The following is a 25,091-nucleotide window of genomic DNA, read 5'->3' as shown; positions in this document are numbered from 1 at the left end:
TGCGCACATCATAGATACAAGACGTATGCACAGGCGGTGCGCGTCCGGCATACGGACTGGTACGTGTTTCGCCGTGGCGGGCCGCGCGTGGTCAGGATCCGGGCGGCCCGGGACCCGTTCCCGTGCCCGTCCCCGTGGAGCCGCCGCTGCGCAGCCGCGCGACGTAGGCGGCGGCCTGGGTGCGCCGCTGCATGCCGAGCTTGGCGAGCAGGGACGAGACGTAGTTCTTGACCGTCTTCTCGGCGAGGTGCAGCCGGTCGCCGATCTGCCGGTTGGTGAGCCCCTCGCCGATCAGGTCGAGGATCCGCTTCTCCTGGTCGGTCAGATCGGCGAGGCGGCCCTCCTGGCGTTCCCCGCCGCCGCGCAGCCGCTCCAGGACGCGCGCGGTGGCGACCGGGTCCAGCAGCGACCGGCCCCGGGCGACGTCCCGTACGGCGCCGACCAGGTCGCTGGCGCGGATGTCCTTGAGCACGTAGCCCGAAGCGCCCGCCATGATGGCGTCGAAGAGGGCCTCGTCGTCCGCGTAGGAGGTGAGCATCAGGCACGCGATCCCCGGCTGGGAGGAGCGGATCTCCCGGCACACCTCGACTCCGCTGCCGTCCGGCAGCCGGACGTCCAGGACCGCCACGTCGGGGCGTACGGCGGGGATCCGGGCCAGCGCCTCGGCGGCCGTGCCGGCCTCGCCGACGACCTCGATCCCGTCCTCGGCGGCGAGGAGCTCGTGCACCCCGCGCCGGACGACTTCGTGGTCGTCCAGTAGGAAAACCGTGATTCCCGACTTTTCGGTCACAAGTTCAGCGTTGCACACGCGACCCGCGCCGACCTCTTACGCAGAATCGATCCTCGGGATACCGTGCCGTTGTCCCGGTGGCCTGCGAGAACGCCCATTTACTAGGAAATCCAAACAAAACCGCAGGTAGAACACCCTTCGCGCGAAAGCGGAAGGTGTGGGTAACGTTCACTTCGCAGGGCCTCCTGCCGGGTCGACCAACACTCCCGGCTCGGCCGTGCCGCACACACCCCGTGCGCCGCGACGAGTCGGGCAGGAGCCGCACTGGCCGCCGGCGGATCCCGGGGGCCGGACAGACGGAGGAGCAAGCGTGAGCGTGAAAAGCACTGCCGCGAAGCCCCGTACGCCCCGTACGGGCGCGCGCGGTGGAGCGAAGCGCCGTGAGGGCGAGCCGGAGCTGGTACAGCTCCTGACCCCCGAGGGCGAGCGCGTCCAGCACAGTGAGTACTCCATCGACCTGAGCCCCGAAGAGCTGCGCGGTCTGTACCGGGACATGGTCCTGACCCGCCGCTTCGACGCGGAGGCGACGTCCCTGCAGCGGCAGGGCGAGCTGGGTCTGTGGGCGTCGCTGCTGGGCCAGGAGGCCGCACAGATCGGCTCGGGGCGGGCCACCAGGCCGGACGACTACGTCTTCCCCACCTACCGCGAGCACGGCGTCGCCTGGTGCCGCGGCGTGGACCCGGTCAACCTGCTCGGGATGTTCCGCGGGGTGAACCACGGCGGCTGGGACCCGAACGAGAACAACTTCCAGCTGTACACGATCGTGATCGGCTCCCAGACGCTGCACGCGACCGGCTACGCCATGGGCATCAGCAAGGACGGCGCGGACTCCGCCGTCATCGCCTACTTCGGCGACGGTGCCTCCAGCCAGGGCGACGTCGCGGAGGCCTTCACCTTCGCCGCCGTCTACAACGCTCCCGTGGTCTTCTTCTGCCAGAACAACCAGTGGGCGATCTCCGAGCCCACCGAGAAGCAGAGCCGCGTCCCGATCTACCAGCGCGCCGCCGGCTTCGGCTTCCCCGGCGTGCGGGTCGACGGCAACGACGTCCTCGCGGTCCTCGCGGTCACCCGCGCCGCCCTGGAGCACGCCCGCTCCGGCCAGGGCCCGATGCTCGTCGAGGCCTTCACCTACCGCATGGGCGCCCACACCACGTCCGACGACCCCACCCGCTACCGCCTCGACGAGGAGCGCGAGCAGTGGGAGCACAAGGACCCGATCCTGCGGCTGCGCAGCTACCTGGAGAAGGACGGCATCGCCGACGAGGCCTTCTTCGCCGGTGTCGAGGCGGAGAGCGAGGCGCTCGGCAAGCGGGTCCGCGAGGCCGTGCGCGCCATGCCCGACCCCGACCCGATGTCGATCTTCGAGAACATCTACGCCGACGGGCACGCGCTCGTCGACGAGGAGCGCGCCCAGTTCGCCGAGTACCAGGCGTCGTTCGCGGACAGCACGGAGGGTCACTGACCATGGCAACGATGACCATCGCCAAGGCCCTCAACGAGGCGCTGCGCAAGTCCCTGGAGACCGACCCCAAGGTCGTCCTCATGGGTGAGGACATCGGCAAGCTCGGCGGCGTCTTCCGGATCACCGACGGGCTGCACAAGGACTTCGGCGAGGAGCGGGTGATCGACACCCCGCTCGCGGAGTCCGGCATCGTCGGCACCGCGATCGGCCTGGCCCTGCGCGGCTACCGGCCCGTCGTGGAGATCCAGTTCGACGGCTTCGTCTTCCCCGCGTACGACCAGATCGTCACCCAGCTCGCCAAGATGCACGCGCGCGCCCTGGGCAAGATCAAGCTCCCGGTCGTCATCCGCATCCCCTACGGCGGCGGCATCGGCGCCGTCGAGCACCACAGCGAGTCGCCCGAGGCGTACTTCGCGCACACCGCCGGACTCAAGGTCGTCTCCCCGTCGACCCCGCAGGACGCCTACTGGATGCTGCAGCAGGCGATCGACTCCGACGACCCGGTGATCTTCCTCGAGCCCAAGCGCCGCTACTGGGACAAGGGAGAGGTCGACACCGACGGCATCCCCGCCCCGCTCCACAAGGCCCGCACGGCCCTGGAGGGCACCGACCTCACCCTGGCCGCGTACGGCCCCATGGTGAAGGTCTGCCTGGAAGCGGCCGCCGCGGCCGCCGAGGAGGGCCGTAGCCTGGAGGTCGTGGACCTGCGGTCGCTGTCCCCGCTGGACTTCGACGCCGTCCAGGCGTCGGTGGAGAAGACCCGCCGCCTGGTCGTCGTGCACGAGGCGCCGGTGCAGCTCGGCATGGGCGCGGAGATCGCGGCCCGCATCACCGAGCGGTGCTTCTACCACCTCGAGGCCCCCGTGCTGCGGGTCGGCGGCTTCCACGCGCCGTACCCGCCGGCCCGGGTGGAGGAGGAGTACCTGCCCGGCCTGGACCGGGTGCTGGACGCCGTCGACCGCTCGCTGGCGTTCTGAGGAGAGGGTTGTGACGACAGTGGCAGCACCGCAGCGCTTCCGTGAGTTCAAGATGCCGGACGTCGGCGAGGGACTCACCGAGGCCGAGATCCTCAAGTGGTACGTCAAGCCCGGCGACACCGTCACCGACGGCCAGGTCGTCTGCGAGGTGGAGACCGCCAAGGCCGCGGTCGAGCTTCCGATCCCGTTCGACGGGGTGGTGCACGAACTGCGCTTCCCCGAGGGCGAGACCGTCGACGTCGGCACCGTGATCATCGCGGTCGACACCGGCGAGGGCGACGCCGGCGAAGCGGCCGCCGAGGCCGCCGCGGAACCGGCCGCCGCGCCGGCCCCCGCCGCGGAGCCGGAGCAGAAGCGTCAGCCCGTGCTGGTCGGCTACGGCGTCGCCGCCTCGTCGACCAAGCGCCGGCCCCGCAGGCATCCCGCCGTGCCGGCGCAGACCCCTGCCCGGCAGGCGGTCCAGGGCGAGCTGAACGGCCACGCCCCGGTCCCGGCGGCCGCCGCCTCCTTCGCCCCCGCCGAGGTGCGCCCGCTGGCCAAGCCGCCGGTGCGCAAGCTCGCCAAGGACCTGGGAGTGGACCTGGCCACGGTCGCCCCGACCGGGCCGCAGGGGACGATCACCCGCGAGGACGTCCAGAGGGCGGTGGCCCCCGCCGCCGCGCCGGCCGCCCCCGCGCAGGTGCCCGTCGCCGCGCAGGCGGTACCGGCTCCGACCGCCCCGGCCGCCGCCGCAGGCGCGCTGGAGACCCGCGTCCCGATCAAGGGCGTCCGCAAGGCCACGGCCGCGGCCATGGTCGCCAGCGCCTTCACCGCGCCGCACGTGACCGAGTTCGTCACCTTCGACATCACCCGGACCATGCGGCTCGTCCAGGAGCTCAAGACCGACCCGGCCTTCGCCGGGCTCAAGGTCAGCCCGCTGCTGCTGGTCGCCAAGGCGCTGCTGGTCGCGGTCCGCCGCAACCCGGAGATCAACGCCGCCTGGGACGAGGCCAACCAGGAGATCGTCCACAAGGGCTACGTCAACCTGGGCATCGCCGCCGCCACCCCGCGCGGCCTGATCGTCCCCAACATCAAGGACGCCCAGGCCAAGACCCTGCCCGAACTGGCGTCCGCCCTCGGTGACCTGGTCGCCACGGCACGTGAGGGCAGGACCTCGCCGGCCGACATGCAGGGCGGCACGGTCACCATCACCAACGTCGGCGTCTTCGGCGTCGACACCGGCACGCCCATCCTCAACCCCGGGGAGTCCGCGATCCTCGCCTTCGGCGCGGTCAAGGAGATGCCCTGGGTCCACAAGGGCAAGGTCAAGCCCCGCCAGGTCACCACGCTCGCGCTCTCCTTCGACCACCGCCTGGTCGACGGCGAGCTCGGCTCCAGGTTCCTCGCCGACGTCGCGGCGGTCCTGGAGTACCCCAAGCGCCTGATCACCTGGGCCTGAGCCGCCCGGACACGGCAACGGGAAGGGCCCGGACGTTTGTGCGTCCGGGCCCTTCCCGCGCGTGTCGCCCCCAACCCGGCGGCGATCTGTGACGTCATACGGCCATGGCGGTATCCATCTCCGTGGTCCTGCTCCTGGTCGTGATCACGCTCATCCTGCTCCGGGCGAAGTCGCTGAAGGTCTCCCACGCGATCCTGTGCGTCCTTCTCGGCTTCTGCCTCGCCAGTTCCAGCCTCGCCCCCACCATCCACTCCGGCCTGGTCGCCACCACGGACGCCGTGAGCGACCTGCGCCCCTGAGCCCGTCCTCGCCGTGATCGGGCGCGGCGCGCGGATGGCACCCTTGAAGCATGAACGATTCCGCCTCCGCGTCCGCCCCCAAGCCCCGCCGTGCCCGTGTCCGCGCCCCTGAACTGGTCGGGAAGGGCGGGTGGCTCAACACCGGGGGCAGGGATCTCACTCTCGCCGACCTGCGGGGCAAGTGCGTCATCGTTGATTTTTGGACCTTCTGCTGCATCAACTGCCTGCACGTCCTGGACGAGCTGCGCGAGCTGGAGGAGAAGCACCGCGACACCCTGGTGATCGTCGGCGTGCACTCGCCGAAGTTCGTGCACGAGGCGGAGCACGACGCGGTCGTCGACGCCGTCGAGCGGTACGGGGTGCACCACCCGGTGCTGGACGACCCGGAGCTCACGACGTGGAAGCAGTACGCCGTGCGCGCGTGGCCCACGCTGACCGTGATCGACCCGGAGGGGTACGTCGTCGCCCAGCACTCCGGGGAGGGGCACGCGCACGCGCTGGAGGTGCTGGTCACCGAGCTGGAGGCCGAGCACGCGGCGAAGGGGACGCTGCGCCGCGGGGACGGCCCGTACGTGGCCCCGGAACCGGTGGCGACGGACCTGCGGTTCCCGGGGAAGGCGCTGCGGCTGCCGTCGGGGAACCTGCTGGTCTCGGACTCGACCCGGCACCAGCTGGTGGAGATGGAGCCGGACGGGGAGACCGTCGTACGGCGGATCGGCGGGCCGGGGGACTTCAACGAGCCGCAGGGGCTGGCGCTGCTGCCGGACGGCACCGTGGTCGTCGCGGACACCGTGGGCCACCGGCTGCGGACGTTCGACCCGGCGAGCGGGGCCCTGGAGACGGTGGCCGGCACCGGCAGACAGTGGTGGCAGGGGTCGGCGACCTCGGGCCCGGCACTCGGGACCGACCTGTCGTCGCCGTGGGACGTGGCGTGGTGGGACGGCAGGGTGTGGATCGCCATGGCCGGCGTGCACCAGCTGTGGGCGTACGACCCGGCGGACGGGACGGTCGCCGTGGCGGCGGGCACGACCAACGAGGGGCTGGTCGACGGACCGGCGGAGGAGGCGTGGTTCGCTCAGCCGTCGGGCCTGGCGGCTGCGGGCGACCGGTTGTGGGTCGCGGACTCCGAGACCAGCGCGCTGCGCTGGGTGGAGCGGAGCGCGGACGGCGCGGGGTACGCGGTGCGTACCGCCGTCGGCACCGGGCTGTTCGACTTCGGTCACCGCGACGGGGCCGCGGAGCAGGCGCTGCTGCAGCATCCGCTCGGGGTGACCGCGCTGCCCGACGGTTCGGTCGCGGTGAGCGACACGTACAACCACGCGCTGCGCCGCTTCGACCCGGCGACCGGCGAGGTCACCACGCTCGCCACGGACCTGCGGGAGCCGTCCGGCGCGGTGCTGGACGGCGGGGAGATCGTGGTGGTGGAGTCCGCCCGCCACCGGCTGACGCGGCTGCGCCTGCCGGAGGACGCGGTGCGGGTCGAGGGCGCGGCGCACCGCACGCAGCGGCCCGCGACCGATGTGGCGCCGGGGCCGCTGCGGTTGGACGTGGTGTTCTCCGCCCCGGCCGGCCAGAAGCTCGACGAGCGCTACGGCCCGTCGACGCGGCTGCTGGTCGGCGCGACGCCCCCGGAGCTGCTGCTGGAGGGGGAGGGCAAGGGCACGGACCTCTTCCGCGACGTCGTCCTGAACGGCGACGTCGGCGAGGGGGTGCTCCACGTCTCCGCGATGGCCGCGTCGTGCGACGACGACCCGGACAACGAGTTCCCGGCCTGCCATGTGCACCAGCAGGACTGGGGTGTCCCCGTCCGGCTGACGCCCGAGGGGGACACCCGGCTCGCCCTGGTGCTCGCCGGGATGGACGCCTGACGCGCCCGCACGTCCGTCACACGTGCGGGTAGTTGCGGGCCCGCTCGTCCATCACCGGCATCGGCTCCACGACGCGGCGCTTCTTGAAGATGCTGATGTACGCGGCCAGGCCGATGACGCCGACCGCCATCATGATCAGGCCGACCAGGTCCAGATTGACGCCGGCCATGTGCCAGTCGGTCGCGAAGGTGAGGATGGCCCCCACCGCGATCAGGCCGATGCAACCGCCGATGCCCATGATGTCCGCCTCCGAACTGGGTTGGGTCTACGGACTCGTAGAACCCGTGTACCCCGGGGCGGCGAACTCATGACCGCCGGATGCCGGTGAAGTCCGCTCCTGGGGGGACGGACTTCACCGGCGGGGCCGCGGTTCAGCCCTCAAGGAACGCCTTCAGGGCGCCGGCCAGCAGGAACGGGTCGTCGGCGCCGCACAGTTCGCGCGCGGAGTGCATCGAGAGGATCGGCACGCCGACGTCCACGGTCGTGATGCCGTGCCGGGCGGCGGTGATGGGGCCGATGGTGGTGCCGCAGGGCATGGCGTTGTTGGAGACGAAGGACTGCCAGGGCACACCGGCCCGCTCGCAGGCGGCGGCGAAGATGCCGCGGCCGGTGCCGTCGGTGGCGTAGCGCTGGCTGACGTTGACCTTGAGGATCGGGCCGCCGTTGGGCATCGGGCGGTGCGTCGGGTCGTGCTTCTCGGCGTAGTTGGGGTGGACGGCGTGGCCGGTGTCGGCGGAGGCGCACACGGTGCCGGCGAAGGCGCGGGCGCGGTCCTCGTAGCTGCCGCCCCGGGCGAAGACGGAACGCTCCAGGACGTTGCCGAGGAGCGGGCCGAGGGCGCCGGTGTCGGACTCGCTGCCGGTCTCCTCGTGGTCGAAGGCGGCCAGCACGGGGATGCAGGTCAGGTCGGCCCCGGCGACGGCGGCCAGGGCGGCGGTGCCGGCGTGTACCGAGAGCAGGTTGTCGAGCCGGCCCGCGGCCAGGAACTCGCGGTCGCGGCCGAGGTAGGCGGGCGGCTGGACGTCATGGGTCATCAGGTCCCAGCCGACGACGTCGGCGGCGGCCACGCCGCTCTCCTCCGCGAGGAACGCGATCAGGTCGCCCTCGTTGACCTCGCCCAGGCCCCAGACGGGCTGCATGTGGCGCTGCTTGTCGAGCTTGAGGCCGTTGTCGTTGACACCGCGGTCGAGGTGGACGGCGAGCTGTGGCACCCGCAGCAGCGGCCGGTCCACGTTGACCAGCGTCGTCGTCCCGTCACGCAGCACCAGACGGCCGGACAGGCCGAGGTCGCGGTCGAGCCAGGTGTTGAGGAGGGCGCCGCCGTAGATCTCGACGGCGATCTGGCGCCATCCGAAGGAGCCGGAGTCGGGACGCGGCTTGACGCGCAGGTTGGTGGAGTCGGTGTGCGCGCCGACCACCCGGAAGGGGGTGGCGGGTCCTGCGCCCTCGGGCACGTACCAGGCGATGATCGCGCCGCCCCGCAGCACGTACCTGCCGCCGGCCTCGGCGCCCCACGCCTCGGTCTCCGCCACCCGCTGGAATCCGGCCTTCTCCAGGCGCTCGGCGGCGCTCGCGACCGCGTGGTACTGCGACGGGCTGGCGGTGAGGAAAGCTGCGAGGTCGTCGGTGTGGCCGCGGCCGAAGTGGGGCTGAGGGTTCATGCTTCAAGCATAAGGACGCGCGACGGCCCGCTCCTCGTGGGAGGAGCGGGCCGCCGTCGCCGTACCGGTCCCGGGCGGAGCCGGTCAGGGCCGGGTCAGAACGCCTCTTCCGGCAGGTCCATGACGTCGAGGGTGACGCCGTCGGCGACGGACCGCGCGACGGACACCTGGGGCAGGACCTCGGCGGCGAAGTGCCTCGCGGCGGCGATCTTGCCGGTGTAGAAGGCGGTGTCCTTGGCGGAGGCGCCGGCGGCCAGCTTCGCGGCGGCGACGGCCGCACCCTTGAGCAGCAGGTAGCCGACGACCACGTCGCCGGACGCCATCAGCAGGCGGGTGGTGTTCAGTCCCACCTTGTAGATGTTCTTGACGTCCTGCTCGGTGGCGGCGAGGTCGCTCAGCATCTTGCCGACGATGGCCTCCAGGTCCACGGCGGCCTTGGCGAGCTGCTCGCGGGCCGCGGAGAGCTCCTCGCCACCGGTGGCCTCGGCGAGGAACTTCTTGATCTCCTCGGAGAGGGCGGTGAGCGCGGTGCCCTGGTTGCGGACGATCTTCCGGAAGAAGTAGTCCTGGCCCTGGATCGCGGTGGTGCCCTCGTAGAGGGTGTCGATCTTGGCGTCGCGGATGTACTGCTCGATCGGGTACTCCTGCAGGAAGCCGGAGCCGCCGAAGATCTGCAGGGACTGCGCGAGCTGCTCGTAGCCCCTCTCGGAGCCGTAGCCCTTGACGATCGGCAGGAGCAGGTCGTTGAGCGCCTCGAGGCCCTTCTCCTCCTCGCCGGCCGCCTCGGCGGCGGCGATCGCGTCCTGGACGGAGGCGGTGTAGAGGACCAGGGCGCGCATGCCCTCGGCGTAGGCCTTCTGCGTCAGCAGCGAGCGGCGCACGTCGGGGTGGTGGGTGATGGTGACCTTGGGCGCGGACTTGTCCATGAACTGCGCGAGGTCCGGGCCCTGCACGCGCTCCTTGGCGTACTCCAGCGCGTTGAGGTAGCCGGTGGAGAGGGTGGAGATCGCCTTCGTGCCGACCATCATGCGGGCGAACTCGATGATGCGGAACATCTGGCGGATGCCGTCGTGCTTGTCGCCGATGAGCCAGCCCTTGGCGGGGTGCTTGTCGCCGAAGGTCATCTCGCAGGTGTTGGAGGCCTTCAGGCCCATCTTGTGCTCGACGTTGGTGGCGTAGACGCCGTTGCGCTCGCCCAGCTCGCCGGTCTCGAAGTCGAAGAGGTACTTGGGGACGAGGAAGAGGGACAGGCCCTTGGTGCCGGGGCCGGCGCCCTCGGGGCGGGCGAGGACGTAGTGGAGGATGTTCTCCTCCATGTCGTGCTCGCCCGAGGTGATGAAGCGCTTCACGCCCTCGATGTGCCAGGAGCCGTCCTCCTGCTCGACGGCCTTGGCGCGGCCGGCGCCCACGTCCGAGCCGGCGTCCGGCTCGGTGAGGACCATGGTGGAGCCCCAGGTCTTCTCGACCGCGATCCCGGCGATCTTCTTCTGGACCTCGTTGCCCTCCTCGAAGAGGATGCGGGCGAAGGCCGGGCCGGAGGAGTACATCCACAGGGCCGGGTTGGAGCCGAGGATCAGCTCCGCGTACGACCAGATCAGGGACGGCGGGGCGGTGGTGCCGCCGATGCCCTCGGGCAGGCCCAGGCGCCAGTACTCGGAGGCCATGAAGGCCTTGTAGCTCTTCTTGAAGGAGTCCGGCACCGGGGCGGTGTTGGTCGACGGGTCGAAGACCGGCGGGTTGCGGTCGGCGTCCGCGAAGGAGTCGGCGAGCTCGTTCTCCGCCAGGCGCGCGACCTCGGACAGGATGTCCTTGGCGGTCTCGACGTCCATGTCGGCGAACGGGCCGGTCCCGTACAGCGTGTCGCGTCCGAGGACCTCGAAGAGGTTGAACTCGATGTCGCGAAGGTTTGACTTGTAGTGGCCCATGGCGACGGCTCCGTCGGGGTCGGTCGGACGGCGGGAAAGGTGCCAGTCCTCGCAGCTTTATCACTTACCGATCGGTAATGATGCTACCCGTCGGTAATAAAAACAACCCCTACCCGGCCGGATGTGACGGATGACCTTCGACGTCCGGAGGAGTCCCCGGCTCCCGGTGCCGTAGTTCGTCCAGGGCCCCGAAGGCGGCCGCCGCGATCGGCACCGCGAGCAGCATCCCGAGGATGCCCGCCAGGCTCGCCCCCGCGGTGATCGCCAGCAGGACCAGCGCGGGGTGCATGTGCACCGTGCGGCTCTGCACGATCGGTTGCAGCACGTGCCCCTCCAGCACCTGCACGGCCAGCACCACGCCCAGGGCCCACAGGCCGATCACCCACCCCCGGTCCGCGAGCGCGACGAGCACCGCCGCCGAGCCGGAGATGAACGCCCCCAGGTACGGGATGTAGGCGCCGACGAAGACCAGGGCGGCCAGGCCGGCCGCCCCCGGGACCCGCAGGATGAGCAGGCCGATGCCGATCAGCACGGCGTCGATCAGCGCGATCACGGTCGTTCCCCGCATGAAGCCCTGGACCGCGGCGAAGGCGCGGTGGGCGATCCGCTCCAGCAGGGGACCGGTGCCGTCCGGGGCGGCCTCGCGCAGCAGCACCGGGAAGCGGGCGCCGTCGCGCAGGAAGAAGAAGGTCAGCAGCAGCGCCAGCACGGCGGTGGCGATGAGCTGCCCCACGATGCTGATCCCGGACACCACCCCGGAGGCGGCGCGGGCGCCGTACTTGGTGGCGAAGGACTTGAGGCTGTCGATGGTGTCGTTCAGCGAGGTCCCCGACGCGCCCAGGCGCGGCAGAAGTTTCCGGGCCGCCTCCTTGAGCGAGGCCACGATCTCGTCCCCGGTCTCCAGCAGGCTGTGGACGACCACGAACCCCACGCCCGCGACGAAGACCACCAGCGCCACGCAGGTCAGCGCCGCGGCCGCCGACCGCTGCACCTTGGCGGCCCGCAGCCGCCGGTGGAGCGGGCCCAGCAGGGCGCTGCCCAGCAGGGCCAGCAGGACGGGCGTGACCACCGCCGCGAAGGTGACGACGAGCCAGACCACGAGCGCGCCCACGCCGGCCACCAGCAGCACGACGGCGCACCACGCGGCCGTCCGTCGCGCGGATGCCGGCAGAAGGGGCGCGTCCACCCGCCCAGCGGATCACGGGGTGCCCGCTGTCCGCATGCCGGAAAAGGCGAACGGGTGGCCCGCGGCGGTCGGATACGATATTGACGGTCCGTAGAGGAATTCCTCACCCACAGTAGCGACTTGGGAGCAGCCGGCAATGGCTCGACACCTCATCACCAGCGCCCTTCCGTACATCAACGGGATCAAGCACCTGGGCAACATGGTGGGGTCCATGCTCCCGGCCGACGTCTACTCCCGGTACCTGCGCCAGCGCGGCCAGGAGGTCCTCTACATCTGCGCCACCGACGAGCACGGCACCCCGGCCGAGCTCGCCGCGCAGGAGGCCGGGCTGCCGGTCGCCGAGTTCTGCGCCCAGCAGCACGACGCGCAGAAGGCGGTCTACGACGGCTTCGCGCTCTCCTTCGACTACTTCGGCCGCAGCTCCTCGCCGCAGAACGTCGAGATCACCCAGGCCATCGCGCGCGAGCTGAAGCAGAACGGCTTCATCGAGGAGCGCGCCATCCGCCAGGTGTACTCCCTGGACGACGAGCGCTTCCTGCCCGACCGCTACATCGTGGGCACCTGCCCGCACTGCGGCTACGACAAGGCCCGCGGCGACCAGTGCGAGAACTGCACCCGCGTCCTGGACCCGACCGACCTGATCGAGCCGCGTTCCGCGATCAGCGGCAGCAGCCGGCTGGAGGTCCGCGAGACCAAGCACCTCTTCCTGCTCCAGTCCAAGCTCTCCCACGAGGTCGAGGCCTGGGTCGACGAGCACGGCAAGGACTGGCCGACGCTCGCCTCCTCCATCGCCCGCAAGTGGCTGACCGAGGGCCTGCAGGACCGCGCCATCACCCGCGACCTGGACTGGGGCGTGCCGGTGCCGGCCGACACCTGGCCGGAGCTGGCGGCCGAGGGCAAGGTCTTCTACGTCTGGTTCGACGCCCCGATCGAGTACATCGGCGCCACCAAGGAGTGGTCGGACGCCGCGCCCCAGGGCGAGGCGCGCGACTGGCGCTCGTGGTGGTACGACGTCGACACCGAGGTCCGCTACACCGAGTTCATGGCCAAGGACAACGTCCCCTTCCACACCGTGATGTTCCCGGCCACCCTGCTGGGCACCCGCGACAAGTGGAAGAAGGTCGACTTCGTCAAGGCCTTCAACTGGCTGAACTACTACGGCGGCAAGTTCTCCACCTCGCAGCGGCGCGGCATCTTCACCGACGCGGCCCTGGAGATCCTGCCCGCCGACTACTGGCGCTACTTCCTGATCGCGAACGCGCCCGAGTCCGACGACACGTCCTTCACGTGGGAGCACTTCGCGGCCTCGGTCAACAAGGACCTCGCCGACACCCTCGGCAACTTCGTCAACCGCGTGCTGTCCTTCTCCCGCAAGCGCTTCGGTGACGAGGTGCCGGCGGGCAAGGAGGCCGGGGAGGCCGAGCGGCGCCTCGGCGAGCAGATCGCCGAGCTCCTCGCCGAGTACGAGCGCCACATGGAGGACCTGCAGTTCCGCAAGGCGGCGCAGGCTCTGCGCGCCCTGTGGAGCGCCGGCAACTCCTACCTGGAGGAGAAGGCCCCCTGGCTGGAGATCAAGACGGACGCCGACGGCGCCGCCCTGACCCTGCGCACGGCCATGAACCTGATCCACCTCTACGCGGTCGTCTCCGAGCCCTTCATCCCGGCCACGGCCGCCGCCATGCGCGGTGCATTCGACCTGGCGGACGACACCGCCGCCTGGGTCACCCCCGAGGAGGCCCGCGCCCTGGCCGCCGTCCCGGCCGGGACGTCCTTCACCGTGCCGCCGGTGCTCTTCGCCAAGATCACCGAGGAGGACCTGGAGTCCTACCGGGAGCGCTTCGGCGGGGAGCCGGAGGCCGCCTGATGCCCGCCACGGCCAGGGACAGGTCCCCGCTGGTGCTGATCCTCGCGGTGGGCCTGACCCTGGTGCTGGTGGTGGCCGCGGTGATCCTCGCCGTCTCCCTGACCGGTTCGGACGACCGGCGCTCCGGCGCCGCCCCGGGACCGGACGGCGCGTGCCGCGGCAGCAACGTCACGCTGGAGCAGGCCGCGGGGCGCTTCGGCCTGCGGCTGCCGGACGACCCGCAGGACGTGCACTACCTCGCACAGGGCGGCGGGCTGTCCGGTCAGCACGACCTCCAACTGCGCTTCCGCACCACGGCCGCCGGCCTGAAGCAGTTCCTCTCCGCATCCGGCTTCGGCGCGCTCGGCCCCGACGTCCAGGCACTGCGCGTGGGCGAGCCCCCCGCCGACCCCTGCCGCCGCGCCGCCGGCGGCCTCGCGCACGCCCGCTACGCCGGCGACCACGTGCCTGCCGCCGCGGGCCACGGCGCCTACAGCCGCGGTGTCGCCGTCGACGACAGCGACCCCGCCCACCCGGTGGTCGCGCTCGTGGCCCTGGACGGCTGACCGGCCCGGCCGGCCGTCGTCTCGCCAGGCGCTTGCATGCACATATGCATGCAAGCGTGCAACACTGTCCGTATGGTTGCTCTCCAGATCCGTGACGTGCCCGAGGACCTTCGCGACCGTCTCGCGGCCATAGCCGAGGAGCGCGGCCAGTCGCTTCAGGCGTACCTGTTCGACCTCGTGCGCGACGAGGTGCGGCGCAGGGACAACCTGGCCGTTCTCGAGCGGTTCTCGAGGTCCGCGTACGGCACCCGGCTTGCCGAAGGCGACGTCACGGACGTGTTGCGTACGGCGAGGGCAGAGCGGGACGCGCAACTCGGTGTGCCGGGAGGCGACGAGTGATCGTCGTCGATGCCTCTGTCTTCGCCTTCTCGCTCCTGGACGAGGGCACGACCGGCGAGCGTTGCCGAAGCGCCCTGGCTGCGGACGACCGCTGGATCGCGCCGCAGCACTGGACGATCGAGGTGATGTCCGTGATCCGGGGCAATCTGCTCGGTGGCAAGATCACGGCCGGCCATGCCGCGGACGCGGTGGAGGCACTTTGCGGGCTCGACCCCGTCGTTCCGATGCCCCGCGTTCTGCTGCCCCGCGTCTGGGAACTCCGGGGCAACCTCACCGCGTACGACGCGGCGTACGTGGCCGCCGCGGAGGCGTACGGCTGCCCGCTCCTCACCACCGACGGGCGGATGGCGCGAGCTTCCGGCATTCGCTGCGTGGTCGAGGTCGTCGGCTGACGGCGGGTCGGCCCGACGGGACGGCAGCGGAGACGGGCATGACGCCGATGGGCCCGGAACCGTACGGTTCCGGGCCCATCGGCGTCATGCCCCGCGGGCGTGGGTCAGGCCTTCTTCTCCGGGGGCAGCCGCAGCGCGAGGTGCAGCTCCTTCAGCCGCGCCTCGTCGACCGTGCTCGGGGCGCCCATGAGGAGGTCCTGGGCGTTCTGGTTGAGCGGGAAGGCGATGGTCTCGCGGATGTTGGGCTCGTCCGCGAGGAGCATGACCATGCGGTCGACGCCCGGGGCGATGCCGCCGTGCGGCGGGGCGCCGAAGTGGAAGGCGCGGAGCATGCCGCCGAACTCGTGCTCGACGGTCTCGCGGCTGTAGCCGGCGATCTCGAAGGCCTTGTACATGATCGCGGGCTCGTGGTTCCGGATCGCGCCCGAGGACAGCTCGACGCCGTTGCAGACGATGTCGTACTGCCACGCCAGGATGTCCAGCGGGTCCTTGGTCTCCAGCGCCTCCAGGCCGCCCTGCGGCATGGAGAAGGGGTTGTGCGAGAAGTCGATCTGCCCGGTGTCCTCGTTCTTCTCGAACAGCGGGAAGTCGACGATCCAGCAGAAGCGGAAGACGTTCTCCTCGAACTGGCCGGCCCGCTTCGCGGCCTCGACCCGGACGGCGCCCATGATCTTGGAGACCTCGTCGAACTCGCCCGCGCCGAAGAAGATCGCGTGGCCGGGCTTGGCGTCGACCGCCGTGAGCAGCGCCTTCACGTCGTCCTCGGTGAGGAACTTGGCGATCGGGCCGGTGAGGGTGAGATCGTCGCCGACGCGAACCCAGGCCAGGCCCTTGGCGCCCTGCTCGACGGCGTAGTCGCCGAGGTTGTCGAAGAACTTGCGCGGCTGGTCCGCGGTGTCCGGCACCGGCAGGGCGCGGACGTGCTTGCCGGCGAAGGCCTTGAAGCCGGAGTCGGCGAAGACCGGCGAGACGTCCACCAGTTCCAGCTTGGCGCGCAGGTCCGGCTTGTCGTTGCCGTACTTGACGAACGCCTCACGGAACGGGATCCGCGGGAACGGCGAGGTCACGTGGCGGCCGCCGCCGAACTCCTCGAAGAGGTCGGTCATGACCTTCTCGATGACCGCGAAGACGTCCTCCTGCTCGACGAAGCTCATCTCGATGTCGAGCTGGTAGAACTCGCCCGGCGAGCGGTCGGCGCGGCTGTCCTCGTCGCGGAAGCAGGGCGCGATCTGGAAGTAGCGGTCGAAGCCCGCGATCATCAGCAGCTGCTTGAACTGCTGCGGGGCCTGGGGGAGCGCGTAGAACGTGCCGGGGTGCACGCGGGAGGGCACCAGGAAGTCGCGGGCGCCCTCGGGCGAGGTCGCGGACAGGATCGGGGTGGCCAGCTCGTTGAAGCCGAGCGCCGTCATCTCGCGCCGCAGGAAGCTGATGACCTGGGTGCGCAGCATGATGTTGCGGTGCATGCGGGCGCGGCGCAGGTCGAGGAAGCGGTGGGTGAGCCGCATCTCCTCGTTCGCGTTGTCCTCCGGGAAGACCGGGAACGGCAGCTGGTCGGCGGCGCCGAGCACCTCCAGTTCGGAGACCTCGACCTCGACCTCGCCGGTGGGCAGGTCGGGGTTGACGTTCTCCCCCGAACGGGCGACGACGCGTCCGTCGACGCGGAGCACCGACTCCTTGGACTGGTGGCTCAGTGCCTCGTACGCGGGCGAGCCCGGGCGGGCCACGAGCTGGACCACCCCGTAGTGGTCCCGGAGATCGACGAACAGGATGCCGCCCAGATCCCGGCGATTGTGCAGCCAACCACTCAGGCGCACTTCCGCGTCTACGTCGGTGGCGCGCAGCTCACCGCAGGTGTGGGACCGGTACCGATGCATCGTTCATCCAAGTCGTCTGATTTCGGGGATGAGGCCTCCCCAGTCTACGGGGGTACGCGCGCCCGACCCCATTCGTATGAAAGCGGCGAAAAACCATAAACTATGCGAATGCGCATCGAGGACGTGCTGGCCTCGCTCGGCACGGGCGTCTGGCGCTGGGACAGCGCCACCGACATGGTGGAGCTCGACGCCGTGAGCGCCGGGCTGATAGGGCTTCCGCCCCGGCCGCAGAAGGTCCACTCGGGGGTGACCAGGGCCTGCTACCACGCCTCCGACTACGTGGACATGTCGGCGGCGGTCGCCCTGGCGATGGCCGAGGGCACCTCCTCGGAGTCCCTGCTGCGCGTGGTCCGGGAGGACGGACGGGTCGTCCGCACCGTGGTGATGCGCACCTTCGGGCTCCCCTCTGCCGCCGGCCGGCCGGCGGAGATCATGGGCACGCTGCAGGAGGCGCCCGCGGCGCACGCGATCGCCGGCGCGGGCACCGGCACCCGGCCCACCGGGGCGGCACCGGCCGCCCCCGCGGACTGGCGGCGGTCCCGCGAGGCCTTCCTGCTGGACGCGGGCCGGGCGCTGGCGGAGGCGGACAGCACCGAGGAGGTGCTCCGTGTGGCCGCCCACCTGTCCATGCCGGGGTTCTCCCCCGACGGCCTCGCCGTCTTCGGTGTCCAGGGCGAGCGGCTGCGCGCCATCGGGTTCCACGGGCAGCAGCCCGGCGACGAGGTGCCCTTCCTGGACATGCCGCTCGGCGCGGAGTACCCGGCGGCGGTGGTGGTGCGCACCGGCCGTGCGGTCTATCTGCCGAGCCCGCGGGCGTACGAGGAGCGCTTCCCGGCCACATGGCCGCTGGTGCGGGACTTCGGGCGGTCGTCCTGGGCGTATCTGCCGCTGGTCGCCGCGGGACGCACGATCGGCGCGTGGATGGCCTGCTTCCGGGAACGCGTCGCCTTCACCCCGGACGAGCGGTCGGTGCTGACCACCGTCGCCCGGATGCTCGCCCAGGCGCTGTCCAGAGCGCATCTGCACGAGTCCGAGCGGGAGCTGTCCGACGGGCTGCAGCGCGCGATGCTGCCGCGACGGCGGCCGTACGTCGAGGGGATGACGCTGACCGCCCGCTATGTACCGACCGGCGGCGGACTGCAGGTGGGCGGCGACTGGTACGACGTGATCGACCTGCCGTCGGGGCGCACGGCGCTGGTCGTCGGCGACGTGCAGGGCCATGACGTCCGCGCGGCGGGGGTGATGGGGCAGTTGCGCATCGCCCTGCGCGCGTACGCGGCCGAGGGGCACCGCCCCGACGCGGTGATGTCCCGGACGTCCCGCTTCCTGGCCGGGCTCACCGAGTGCTCCGCCGAGAGTGAGGACGCCCGCTTCGCCACCTGCCTCTACATGGAGGTCGATCCGGTGGACGGGACCCTGGACGTGGTGCGGGCCGGGCACCTGGACCCCGTCGTGCGGCTCGCGGACGGCACGACGATCGTGCGGCGCACGGCCGGCGGCCTGCCGCTGGGGATCGCCCCCGACTCCGACTACCCGACCACGCGGCTCACCCTGGAACCCGGCGAGACGATGCTGATCTGCACGGACGGCCTGATCGAGACCGGTGGCCACGACCTGGACTCCGGGTTCCAAAGGCTCCGCCCGGTGCTGGAGGACGCGGTCGACGACGGGCTGGAGGCGCTCGCCGACGCCCTGGTGGAGATGGTGCACGGCCTGGCCTCGCACCATCTGACCGGCCCGCTCGCCGACCGCCGTGAGGACGACGTCGCGCTGCTGCTGGTGCGGCGCGACCCCGTGGGGGCGCACCGCGAAGCCCCGGTGCGGCGCAGCGTGCTCACCGTCGCCCAGACCGACGCCCGTCAGCTGCGGGCGGCCCGGGAGGAGGTCCGCGCGCTGCTGCACGACTGGACGTCCGGCGACCAGGTGGACGCGGCCGTGCTGCTGGTGTCGGAGCTGGTCACGAACGTGCTGCTGCACACCGACGACGACGCGGTGCTGGGCGCGCAGCTCCTCGGCGTTCCGGGCGTCCGGCGGCTGCGGGTCGACGTGACCGACCGCAGCGACGGGATGCCGCACCGCCGCACCCCGGGCGAGATGGCCGCCTCCGGTCGCGGACTGCTGCTCCTGCAGGAGATTGCGGACGCCTGGGGCGTGGATCCGCTGGGCGACGGCAAGGCGATCTGGTTCGAACTCCACGAGGCTCCCATGGCGGGCTAGCGGCCCGATACGCTGTGTGCCGTGTACGGCTACGACCAGAACGGGATGGCAGGGGCCGCGCCGCCGATGGGCGGTGCGCCGATGGGTGCGAGCTACCCCGAGCCGTCACCGCCCTCGCTGGCGGACGCGGTCCGCGCCTTCACGACGGGCTCGATGTCGGCCGAGGACTTCCAGGCCGTCTTCGCCACGTCCAAGGTGTACTGCCCGCGCGGTGACAACCCCGGTTTCCTGGCGCTGCACGACACGCAGCAGCCGGTGATCCCCATGTTCTCCTCGCTGAAGCAACTGCGCCGCTACGCCGGCAAGGAGTCCAAGTACTTCGTGATCACGGGGGCCGAGGTGCTGGACCTGCTGCCGACCGGCTACGGCTTCGTGCTGGACATGGAGGGCGAGCACCGGATGGTGTTCGACGCGAAGGCGGTCGAGCAGATGGTGGAGTTCACCATGCGGCGGATGTACGGCTGATACGGCCCTGACCCCACGGAAACCGGACAAAGGCCGGGGAATGGTTGCGGGAAGTTCAGAGTTCAACTATGTTGAACGTTGAACAATCCGAGGAGGATCCTGGCCATGCCCGCAGTGACCGTCGAGAACCCGTTGACCCTGCCGCGCGTTCACGCCCCCGCCGACGCGGTGCAGCGGCGTGCGCTGCAGGTGACCACCGCCCCCAGTGGCTTCGAGGGGGAGGGCTTCCCCGTCCGTCGCGCCTTCGCGGGCATCGACTACAAGAACCTCGACCCGTTCATCATGATGGACCAGATGGGTGAGGTGGAGTACGCGCCCGGAGAGCCCAAGGGCACGCCCTGGCACCCGCACCGCGGCTTCGAGACCGTCACCTACATCATGGACGGCGCCTTCATCCACCAGGACTCCCACGGCGGCGGCGGCACCATCACCGACGGCGACACGCAGTGGATGACCGCCGGCAGCGGCCTGCTCCACATCGAGACCCCGCCCGAGGCGCTGGTCATGAGCGGCGGACTGTTCCACGGTCTGCAACTGTGGGTCAACCTGCCCGCCAAGGACAAGATGATCGCGCCGAAGTACCAGGACATCCGCGGCGGCAGCGTCAGGCTGCTGGCGTCGGAGGACGGCGGCGCGCTCATCCGGATCATCGCCGGTGACATCGACGGGCACCAGGGCCCGGGCGCCACGCACACCCCGATCACCATGCTGCACGTCTCAGTGAACCCGGGCGCCCAGCTCACGCTGCCCTGGCGCGCGGACTTCAACGCCCTGGCGTACGGCCTGTCCGGCCGGGGCGCCGCGGGCCCGGAGGGCCGGGCCTTCCGCATGGGGCAGGCGGTCGTCTTCGGACGCGGGGACTCCCTCACGATCCGTGCCGACGAGACCCAGGATTCGCGCAGCCCCAACTTCGAGGTCGTCCTTCTGGGCGGGCTGCCGATCCGTGAGCCGATGATGCAGTACGGCCCGTTCGTGATGAACACCCACGCGGAACTCGCCCAGGCCTTCGACGACTTCAAGGCCGGCCGGCTCGGCACCGTTCCCGCCGGTCAGGAGTGACGTAGGCGGCTCCGGGTACCTCCGGCATTAAACGGCCCCGTCCGGGAATCCGATTCCCGGGCGGGGCCGTCGCATACGGTGGGAGCAATTCCGTCGGGCGGTTCGTTGGCTCCTCATTGGCCGCTGCATTCACCCTGAGTGACTGCACGTGCACTTGCACGTGCAGATGCACGTGACTTCGTCTCTGGCTATCATCTCCCCTGTCCTGCACGGCACTTATCTGGAGAGAAGCATGCGCCACACGTACAACGGCATGGCCGCGTCCGATCTCCGCGGAGTGGTGTGGCAGAAGAGCCGGCACAGCAATGCGAACGGACAGTGCGTGGAGCTGGCCGCGCTTCCGGACGGGGAAGTGGCCGTGCGCAATTCACGTTTTCCGGACGGACCCGCGCTGATATATACGAAGGCGGAGATCGAATCCCTCATCGTGGGGATGAAGAACGGGGAGTTCGATCATTTCGTGGCGAACTGACCGCGGTCGTCCCCGCCGCGGCTCAATGTGACGGGCCGTCGTGCTGTCCGGGCATGCGAAAGAGGGCCCAGACGACTTTCCCCGCGGTGGTCAGGGGATGCCAGCCCCAGGTCTCGCTGAAGGACTCCACCAGATGCAGCCCGCGCCCGGACTCGGCCACGAAGTCGGGGGCCTTGGCGACGGGCCCGTGGCTGCTGGGGTCACGCACCGCGCAGACTACGCGCGTTGACCATCTGACCAGGCTGAGCCTGACGCACCCGTGGGGCGCGTCCTGGGGCAGTGCGTAGCGCAGGGCGTTCGTCACCAGTTCCGAGGCGACCAGTTCGATGCCGTCCTGGAGCTCCTCGAGATCCCAGGCGCGGAGGGTCGTCCGCGCGAATCTTCGTGCGTCGCCGACCGCTTCGAAACGCGGCGGCAGCGGGCACGAGGTGGCGCTCGATGACGAAAGGCGCTCCGGAACCAGCCCGTCCCATAAGGGCTGCACCCCGGCCGAGCTCTCAGTCCACATGCGCACCACCCGGTATCGGCACGTACGTCATCGTCCCGTACGGCCGGTGGCCGATGCAAGGGGCGGATGCACGTGCATTTGCATGACGCGAGGCAGGTGGGGCGGAAGTGACGATCGAGAGTGACCGATCGAGTACTGAACGCAGCACGAAGATGGCAGACTGCTGGATGCCACGGGGAGAAGGTAGGCGCAAATGACCACAGTGCAGTCGGGGAGCGGATCCATGGTGCGCCGCATCCTCCTTGGCTCGCAGCTGCGCAGGCTCCGCGAGGCGCGGGGCATCACCCGTGAGGCCGCGGGCTACTCGATCCGCGCGTCGGAGTCGAAGATCAGCCGCATGGAGCTCGGGCGCGTGAGCTTCAAGGAGCGCGACGTGGCCGACCTGCTCACCCTCTACGGCATCACCGACGACGCCGAGCGCACCGGGCTGCTCGGGCTGGTGCGCGAGGCGAACGTCGCCGGCTGGTGGCACGGCTTCGGCGACGTCCTGCCGGCGTGGTTCCAGACGTACGTGGGTCTGGAGGAGTCCGCCTCGGTCATCCGCTCCTTCGAGACGCAGTTCGTGCACGGCCTGCTGCAGGCCGACGACTACACCCGCGCCGTCATCGAGCTGGGTCACCCGGACGCCCCCGCCGACGAGGTGGAACGCCGGCTCGACCTGCGGCACAAGCGCCAGAAGCTGCTCACCTCGGAGCTCGCCCCGCAGATCGTGGCCGTGATGGACGAGGCCGTGGTGCTCCGCAGGTTCGGCGGGCGGGAAGTGATGCGGGCTCAGCTCGCGCACCTGGTCGAGGCCTCGGAGCAGCCGAATGTGACGGTGCAGCTGCTGCCGCTGGAGTTCACCGGGTACTCCGCGGGCGCCAGCGGTACCTTCACCCAGCTGACCTTCCCGGAGTCCGACGTCCCCGACGTCGTGTACGTCGAGCAGCTCACCGGGGCGATGTACATCGACAAGCGCGAGGAGGTCGACCAGTACCGCGTCGTCATGGCGAAGCTCCGCGCGGACAGTCTCTCCCCCGAGGCCACCCGGGACCGGCTGAACGCCGTCCTCCGGGACATCTGAGCGCACCCCGGCGGCAACGCCGGGTGCTGCGCTTCCCCCCTCTGAACTGGGGGTTTGCGGCTTTCGTAGATCTCACTCGATCGAGTGAAGTGGACCTTGACGCGTTGGTCGGCTCATCGGCCCGGTGATCTCATGCTGCGGTGAGCCCGTACCTGCGTACCCGCACGATCGACGGGTGCGTCGTGGCCGAACTCAGCGGGGAGATCGACATCGTCGCGGCAATGGAGATCACTCCGCCGCTCGACGAGCTGACCCGCTCGCCCGGCCCGGGCCTTGTCGTCGACCTTGGTTCCGTCGACTTCATCGACTGCTCCGGACTCGCCGTGCTCTGCCGGGTCCGCAGCCGGGTCCGCGGCAACGGCGGGCGGGTGCAGTTCGTCTGCTGCCGGCCCCCGACCCTGAAGGTCCTGCGTGCCACCGGGCTGTTGAACGCCCTGCGGCCGGTGCCGAGCGTGGACGAGGCGCTCGCCCGGATCGGGCGGCCGTGACCGCCCCGTCCACACTGCCGTGGGTCGCGACCTAGTCGCAGCAGACGGCCGACACGCTAGTCGCAGCAGACGGCCGACACGAACTCGGCGACCCGTTCCTGGGGCAGGTGGCGGGCCACGTCCGCCTCGCTGATCATGCCGATGAGGCGGTGCGCGGGATGGTCGATCACCGGCAGGCGGCGCACCCGGTACTCCTCCATCAGCTCCAGCACCCGCTCTATCTGCTCGTCGCCCTCGATGATCTGCGGCCGTCCCATGGCGAGCTCCCCGCAGGTGACCTCGGAAGGGTCGCGCTTCTCGGCGACGCACTTCAGCACGATGTCGCGGTCGGTGAGGATGCCGACCAGCACGTCGTCGTCCCCGCAGATCGGCAGCGCGCCGATGTCCTGCTCCCGCATGATCCGGGCTGCGTCGGTGAGGCTCTCCCGCTCCCCCACGCACATGGCGCCGGGGTGCATGATGTCCAGTGCGGTGGTCATGACGGCGCCTCCTTGGGGCGTGGACCGATTTCCTTTGGCTCCATCGTCACCCTGGTGGAGTAGTTCCGCGATAGGGAGCACGCTGGAAGGAGACATCGGGACCGCTGGAGGTGTTCCGTCATGCAGACCCTCGTCGGATGGCACATAGAGATGGACTTCCGGGAGGACGGCGCGCGGACGAAGGCCGCCGCGCTGCTCCGGCTCCCGGACGGTACCGAGGTCAGGTCGCACGGTCACGCCAACCGGCACCCCTCCGACCCCGAGCAGGAACGGGTCGGCGAGGAACTGGCGGCGGCCAGGGCGCTCAACGACCTCGCCCGTCAGCTCCTCGGCAAGGCGGCGCACGAGATCGAGGAGGTCACCCGGGTGCCTGCGCATCCCAGGATCTGAGCCGGGCGGCGCGCCGGCCGCGCGCCCTCACAGCCAGCCGCGGCGTTTGAAGACCAGGTAGAGGCTGACGCAGACCACGCCCATCAGCAGGATCGCGAAGGGGTAGCCGAGCAGCCAGTGCAGCTCGGGCATGTGGTCGAAGTTCATGCCGTAGATCGTGCCGACGAGCGTGGGCGCGAAGAGGATGGCGGCCCAGGCGGAGATCTTCTTGATCTCCTCGTTCTGCTCGAAGCCCGCCTCCGCCAGCGCCCGCATCTCGGCGTTCTGCTGCTGCGCGACGAGGGTCGCGTTGAGGGTGAGCAGGTCACCGAGCGCCTGCCGGAAGCCGTCCACGCGCTCGATGGTGTGTGTGACGTGGTCGGCCACGTCGCGCAGGTAGCGCTGCAGCTCCTCGTCCGTGCCGTACTTCACGAAGCCCGCCTGCAGACCGTCCAGCATGGGGACGAGCGGGCGGGTGGCGCGCTGGAACTCCAGCACCTCCTGGGAGAGCTCGTAGATCCGGCGGGAGACCTGGGGGTCGCCGCCGAAGACCTGGATCTCGCTCTCCTCCATGTCCTTCTCGACCCCCGCGACGACCGGCGCGTAGCCGTCGACGACCGTGTCGAGTATCGCGTAGAGCACCGCCTCGGGCCCGAGCGTCAGCAGCTCGGGGTTGCTCTCCATGCGGCGCCGCACGGCCGACAGGTCGGGGGCCGCGCCGTGGCGGACGGTCAGGACGAATCCGGGCCCGACGAAGATGTGCAGCTCCGCGAAGTCGACCTCCTCCGGGGCGTCCAGGTAGCGGGCGGCGCGCAGGACGACGAAGAGGGTCTCGCCGTACCGCTCCAGCTTGGGGCGCTGGTGGGCCTGGATCGCGTCCTCCAGGGCGAGCGGGTGGAGGTCGAACTCCTTCGCCAGCGAGACCAGCTCGGCCTCGCTCGGCCGGTAGAGCCCGATCCACGCCACCGCGCCCGGCTCCGCGCGCAGCTGCGCGTACGCATCGGCGAGCGAGGAGGGCGTGGCGATGCGCCGGCCGTCGCGGTAGAGGGCCGCGTCCATCACGCTGCTCACACCGGCGACTGCGGTGTCCGCGATCCTCGGCTCCAGGGGGGCTTCGCCCTCCCCGGCCGGCGGTGCGGCGGGCCGGTGCGGACGGGCGGTCCTGGCCCTCTCCTTCGCCGAGTTACTCAGTGCGCGCAGGGCTCGCAGTCGTCGCCCGGACACCGGCAGCACCCCCTTCGGGCCTTGCGAGCAGGGTAGCCCGAGCCCGCCCGGTAGGGGCCGCACCGCGACCGGGCCGGTACAGGTCCCCCTTCGGGACGCGGGGTCGGGCGTCTGCGTGCTCACGCGC

Annotated in this window: 25 protein-coding genes; 16 read left to right on the top strand and 9 right to left on the bottom strand. The window is 70.8% G+C overall.

What is annotated here, in order from left to right; translation table 11 throughout:
- Window positions 1-91: 91 nt before the first annotated feature.
- Window positions 92-790, bottom strand: coding sequence for a response regulator (locus B085_RS0113775; RefSeq protein ID WP_026251015.1), 699 nt, complete (start codon window positions 788-790; stop codon window positions 92-94).
- Window positions 791-1,100: 310 nt separating this feature from the next.
- Between B085_RS0113775 and pdhA the strand changes: the two genes are divergently transcribed.
- The 5 genes from pdhA (at window position 1,101) to B085_RS0113750 (ending at window position 6,834) form a co-directional block, all read left to right on the top strand.
- On the top strand, window positions 1,101-2,252 hold the full coding sequence (pdhA, locus tag B085_RS0113770) for a pyruvate dehydrogenase (acetyl-transferring) E1 component subunit alpha (RefSeq protein WP_018559148.1): 1,152 nt from the start codon (window positions 1,101-1,103) through the stop codon (window positions 2,250-2,252).
- 2 nt (window positions 2,253-2,254) lie between these two features.
- Window positions 2,255-3,229 carry an alpha-ketoacid dehydrogenase subunit beta gene (locus B085_RS0113765; protein WP_026251014.1) on the top strand — a complete coding sequence of 325 codons (975 nt, stop codon included), beginning with the start codon at window positions 2,255-2,257 and terminating at the stop codon, window positions 3,227-3,229.
- 52 nt (window positions 3,230-3,281) lie between these two features.
- Entirely contained in the window at window positions 3,282-4,667 is a 1,386-nt protein-coding gene (locus tag B085_RS0113760; protein WP_051102049.1) for a dihydrolipoamide acetyltransferase family protein, read from the top strand.
- 104 nt (window positions 4,668-4,771) lie between these two features.
- Window positions 4,772-4,966 carry a hypothetical protein gene (locus B085_RS0113755; RefSeq protein WP_018559145.1) on the top strand — a complete coding sequence of 65 codons (195 nt, stop codon included), beginning with the start codon at window positions 4,772-4,774 and terminating at the stop codon, window positions 4,964-4,966.
- A gap of 50 nt (window positions 4,967-5,016) precedes the next feature.
- Window positions 5,017-6,834, top strand: a complete 1,818-nt coding sequence (locus tag B085_RS0113750) for an NHL domain-containing thioredoxin family protein (protein WP_018559144.1) — start codon at window positions 5,017-5,019, stop codon at window positions 6,832-6,834.
- Window positions 6,835-6,850: 16 nt separating this feature from the next.
- On the opposite strand, the gene B085_RS0113745 is transcribed toward B085_RS0113750, so the two are convergent.
- From B085_RS0113745 to B085_RS42290, 4 genes are all read right to left on the bottom strand, one after another.
- Window positions 6,851-7,072, bottom strand: coding sequence for a hypothetical protein (locus tag B085_RS0113745; RefSeq protein ID WP_018559143.1), 222 nt, complete (start codon window positions 7,070-7,072; stop codon window positions 6,851-6,853).
- A 133-nt stretch (window positions 7,073-7,205) separates the two neighbouring features.
- Window positions 7,206-8,495, bottom strand: a complete 1,290-nt coding sequence (locus B085_RS0113740; protein WP_018559142.1) for a M18 family aminopeptidase — start codon at window positions 8,493-8,495, stop codon at window positions 7,206-7,208.
- Window positions 8,496-8,590: 95 nt separating this feature from the next.
- A complete protein-coding gene (locus B085_RS0113735; RefSeq protein WP_018559141.1) occupies window positions 8,591-10,420 on the bottom strand; it encodes an acyl-CoA dehydrogenase in 1,830 nt (609 codons plus the stop codon).
- 109 nt (window positions 10,421-10,529) lie between these two features.
- Window positions 10,530-11,606, bottom strand: a complete 1,077-nt coding sequence (locus B085_RS42290; protein ID WP_037731626.1) for an AI-2E family transporter — start codon at window positions 11,604-11,606, stop codon at window positions 10,530-10,532.
- Between the two features lie 136 nt (window positions 11,607-11,742).
- Here B085_RS42290 and metG point away from each other — a divergent pair, with 136 nt between their 5' ends.
- The 4 genes from metG to B085_RS0113710 all read left to right on the top strand — a co-directional run bounded on the left by metG (window position 11,743) and on the right by B085_RS0113710 (window position 14,746).
- Window positions 11,743-13,470 (top strand): methionine--tRNA ligase, encoded by a 1,728-nt coding sequence (metG, locus tag B085_RS0113725; protein WP_018559139.1) that lies wholly within the window; start codon window positions 11,743-11,745, stop codon window positions 13,468-13,470.
- Window positions 13,470-14,015: a hypothetical protein gene (locus tag B085_RS0113720; protein ID WP_018559138.1), complete on the top strand. Its 546-nt coding sequence runs from the start codon at window positions 13,470-13,472 to the stop codon at window positions 14,013-14,015. The genes metG and B085_RS0113720 overlap by 1 nt, the downstream gene beginning before the upstream one ends.
- A 72-nt stretch (window positions 14,016-14,087) precedes the next feature.
- Window positions 14,088-14,354 carry a hypothetical protein gene (locus B085_RS0113715; RefSeq protein WP_018559137.1) on the top strand — a complete coding sequence of 89 codons (267 nt, stop codon included), beginning with the start codon at window positions 14,088-14,090 and terminating at the stop codon, window positions 14,352-14,354.
- A complete protein-coding gene (locus tag B085_RS0113710; RefSeq protein ID WP_018559136.1) occupies window positions 14,351-14,746 on the top strand; it encodes a type II toxin-antitoxin system VapC family toxin in 396 nt (131 codons plus the stop codon). The genes B085_RS0113715 and B085_RS0113710 overlap by 4 nt, the downstream gene beginning before the upstream one ends.
- A gap of 104 nt (window positions 14,747-14,850) precedes the next feature.
- On the opposite strand, the gene aspS is transcribed toward B085_RS0113710, so the two are convergent.
- A complete protein-coding gene (gene aspS / locus B085_RS0113705) occupies window positions 14,851-16,620 on the bottom strand; it encodes an aspartate--tRNA ligase (protein ID WP_018559135.1) in 1,770 nt (589 codons plus the stop codon).
- 108 nt (window positions 16,621-16,728) lie between these two features.
- On the opposite strand from aspS, the gene B085_RS0113700 reads away from it, so the two are divergent.
- The 4 genes from B085_RS0113700 (at window position 16,729) to B085_RS0113685 (ending at window position 20,833) form a co-directional block, all read left to right on the top strand.
- Complete coding sequence (locus B085_RS0113700; RefSeq protein WP_018559134.1) at window positions 16,729-18,837, top strand: ATP-binding SpoIIE family protein phosphatase; 2,109 nt, start codon at window positions 16,729-16,731, stop codon at window positions 18,835-18,837.
- 21 nt (window positions 18,838-18,858) lie between these two features.
- Window positions 18,859-19,302, top strand: a complete 444-nt coding sequence (locus B085_RS0113695; protein ID WP_018559133.1) for an SseB family protein — start codon at window positions 18,859-18,861, stop codon at window positions 19,300-19,302.
- 105 nt (window positions 19,303-19,407) lie between these two features.
- A complete protein-coding gene (locus B085_RS0113690; protein ID WP_018559132.1) occupies window positions 19,408-20,361 on the top strand; it encodes a pirin family protein in 954 nt (317 codons plus the stop codon).
- A 232-nt stretch (window positions 20,362-20,593) separates the two neighbouring features.
- The gene (locus B085_RS0113685; protein ID WP_026251013.1) at window positions 20,594-20,833 is read left to right on the top strand and encodes a DUF397 domain-containing protein; all 240 of its coding nucleotides are present in this window, start codon (window positions 20,594-20,596) and stop codon (window positions 20,831-20,833) included.
- Window positions 20,834-20,855: 22 nt separating this feature from the next.
- On the opposite strand, the gene B085_RS0113680 is transcribed toward B085_RS0113685, so the two are convergent.
- The gene (locus B085_RS0113680; protein WP_018559130.1) at window positions 20,856-21,341 is read right to left on the bottom strand and encodes an ATP-binding protein; all 486 of its coding nucleotides are present in this window, start codon (window positions 21,339-21,341) and stop codon (window positions 20,856-20,858) included.
- Between the two features lie 193 nt (window positions 21,342-21,534).
- Between B085_RS0113680 and B085_RS0113675 the strand changes: the two genes are divergently transcribed.
- Entirely contained in the window at window positions 21,535-22,404 is an 870-nt protein-coding gene (locus tag B085_RS0113675) for a helix-turn-helix domain-containing protein (RefSeq protein ID WP_026251011.1), read from the top strand.
- A 140-nt stretch (window positions 22,405-22,544) separates the two neighbouring features.
- Window positions 22,545-22,892 (top strand): STAS domain-containing protein, encoded by a 348-nt coding sequence (locus B085_RS0113670; protein ID WP_018559128.1) that lies wholly within the window; start codon window positions 22,545-22,547, stop codon window positions 22,890-22,892.
- A 56-nt stretch (window positions 22,893-22,948) separates the two neighbouring features.
- On the opposite strand, the gene B085_RS0113665 is transcribed toward B085_RS0113670, so the two are convergent.
- The gene (locus B085_RS0113665; RefSeq protein ID WP_018559127.1) at window positions 22,949-23,371 is read right to left on the bottom strand and encodes a CBS domain-containing protein; all 423 of its coding nucleotides are present in this window, start codon (window positions 23,369-23,371) and stop codon (window positions 22,949-22,951) included.
- Between the two features lie 120 nt (window positions 23,372-23,491).
- Between B085_RS0113665 and B085_RS0113660 the strand changes: the two genes are divergently transcribed.
- Window positions 23,492-23,761, top strand: coding sequence for a DUF1876 domain-containing protein (locus B085_RS0113660; RefSeq protein ID WP_018559126.1), 270 nt, complete (start codon window positions 23,492-23,494; stop codon window positions 23,759-23,761).
- A gap of 27 nt (window positions 23,762-23,788) precedes the next feature.
- Here B085_RS0113660 and B085_RS0113655 read toward each other — a convergent pair whose 3' ends face one another.
- Window positions 23,789-24,964, bottom strand: coding sequence for a magnesium and cobalt transport protein CorA (locus B085_RS0113655; protein ID WP_420706591.1), 1,176 nt, complete (start codon window positions 24,962-24,964; stop codon window positions 23,789-23,791).
- Between the last annotated feature and the right edge of the window lie 127 nt (window positions 24,965-25,091).

It is taken from the genome of Streptomyces sp. BoleA5, assembly GCF_000373665.1.
Taxonomy (GTDB): Bacteria; Actinomycetota; Actinomycetes; order Streptomycetales; family Streptomycetaceae; genus Actinacidiphila.
Note: the sequence above shows the minus strand (reverse complement) of the source record. Positions and strands in the feature narration are given on the sequence as shown.

Bases quoted from the DNA above. Each gene is read 5' to 3' on its own strand.
- B085_RS0113765 (WP_026251014.1), top strand. From the start codon at position 2,255: ATGGCAACGATGACCATCGCCAAGGCCCTCAACGAGGCGCTGCGCAAG.
- B085_RS0113760 (WP_051102049.1), top strand. From the start codon at position 3,282: ATGCCGGACGTCGGCGAGGGACTCACCGAGGCCGAGATCCTCAAGTGG.
- B085_RS0113755 (WP_018559145.1), top strand. From the start codon at position 4,772: ATGGCGGTATCCATCTCCGTGGTCCTGCTCCTGGTCGTGATCACGCTC.
- B085_RS0113750 (WP_018559144.1), top strand. From the start codon at position 5,017: ATGAACGATTCCGCCTCCGCGTCCGCCCCCAAGCCCCGCCGTGCCCGT.
- B085_RS0113745 (WP_018559143.1), bottom strand. From the start codon at position 7,072: ATGGGCATCGGCGGTTGCATCGGCCTGATCGCGGTGGGGGCCATCCTC.
- B085_RS0113740 (WP_018559142.1), bottom strand. From the start codon at position 8,495: ATGAACCCTCAGCCCCACTTCGGCCGCGGCCACACCGACGACCTCGCA.
- B085_RS0113735 (WP_018559141.1), bottom strand. From the start codon at position 10,420: ATGGGCCACTACAAGTCAAACCTTCGCGACATCGAGTTCAACCTCTTC.
- metG (WP_018559139.1), top strand. From the start codon at position 11,743: ATGGCTCGACACCTCATCACCAGCGCCCTTCCGTACATCAACGGGATC.
- B085_RS0113720 (WP_018559138.1), top strand. From the start codon at position 13,470: ATGCCCGCCACGGCCAGGGACAGGTCCCCGCTGGTGCTGATCCTCGCG.
- B085_RS0113715 (WP_018559137.1), top strand. From the start codon at position 14,088: ATGGTTGCTCTCCAGATCCGTGACGTGCCCGAGGACCTTCGCGACCGT.
- aspS (WP_018559135.1), bottom strand. From the start codon at position 16,620: ATGCATCGGTACCGGTCCCACACCTGCGGTGAGCTGCGCGCCACCGAC.
- B085_RS0113700 (WP_018559134.1), top strand. From the start codon at position 16,729: ATGCGCATCGAGGACGTGCTGGCCTCGCTCGGCACGGGCGTCTGGCGC.
- B085_RS0113690 (WP_018559132.1), top strand. From the start codon at position 19,408: ATGCCCGCAGTGACCGTCGAGAACCCGTTGACCCTGCCGCGCGTTCAC.
- B085_RS0113685 (WP_026251013.1), top strand. From the start codon at position 20,594: ATGCGCCACACGTACAACGGCATGGCCGCGTCCGATCTCCGCGGAGTG.
- B085_RS0113680 (WP_018559130.1), bottom strand. From the start codon at position 21,341: ATGTGGACTGAGAGCTCGGCCGGGGTGCAGCCCTTATGGGACGGGCTG.
- B085_RS0113675 (WP_026251011.1), top strand. From the start codon at position 21,535: ATGACCACAGTGCAGTCGGGGAGCGGATCCATGGTGCGCCGCATCCTC.
- B085_RS0113665 (WP_018559127.1), bottom strand. From the start codon at position 23,371: ATGACCACCGCACTGGACATCATGCACCCCGGCGCCATGTGCGTGGGG.
- B085_RS0113660 (WP_018559126.1), top strand. From the start codon at position 23,492: ATGCAGACCCTCGTCGGATGGCACATAGAGATGGACTTCCGGGAGGAC.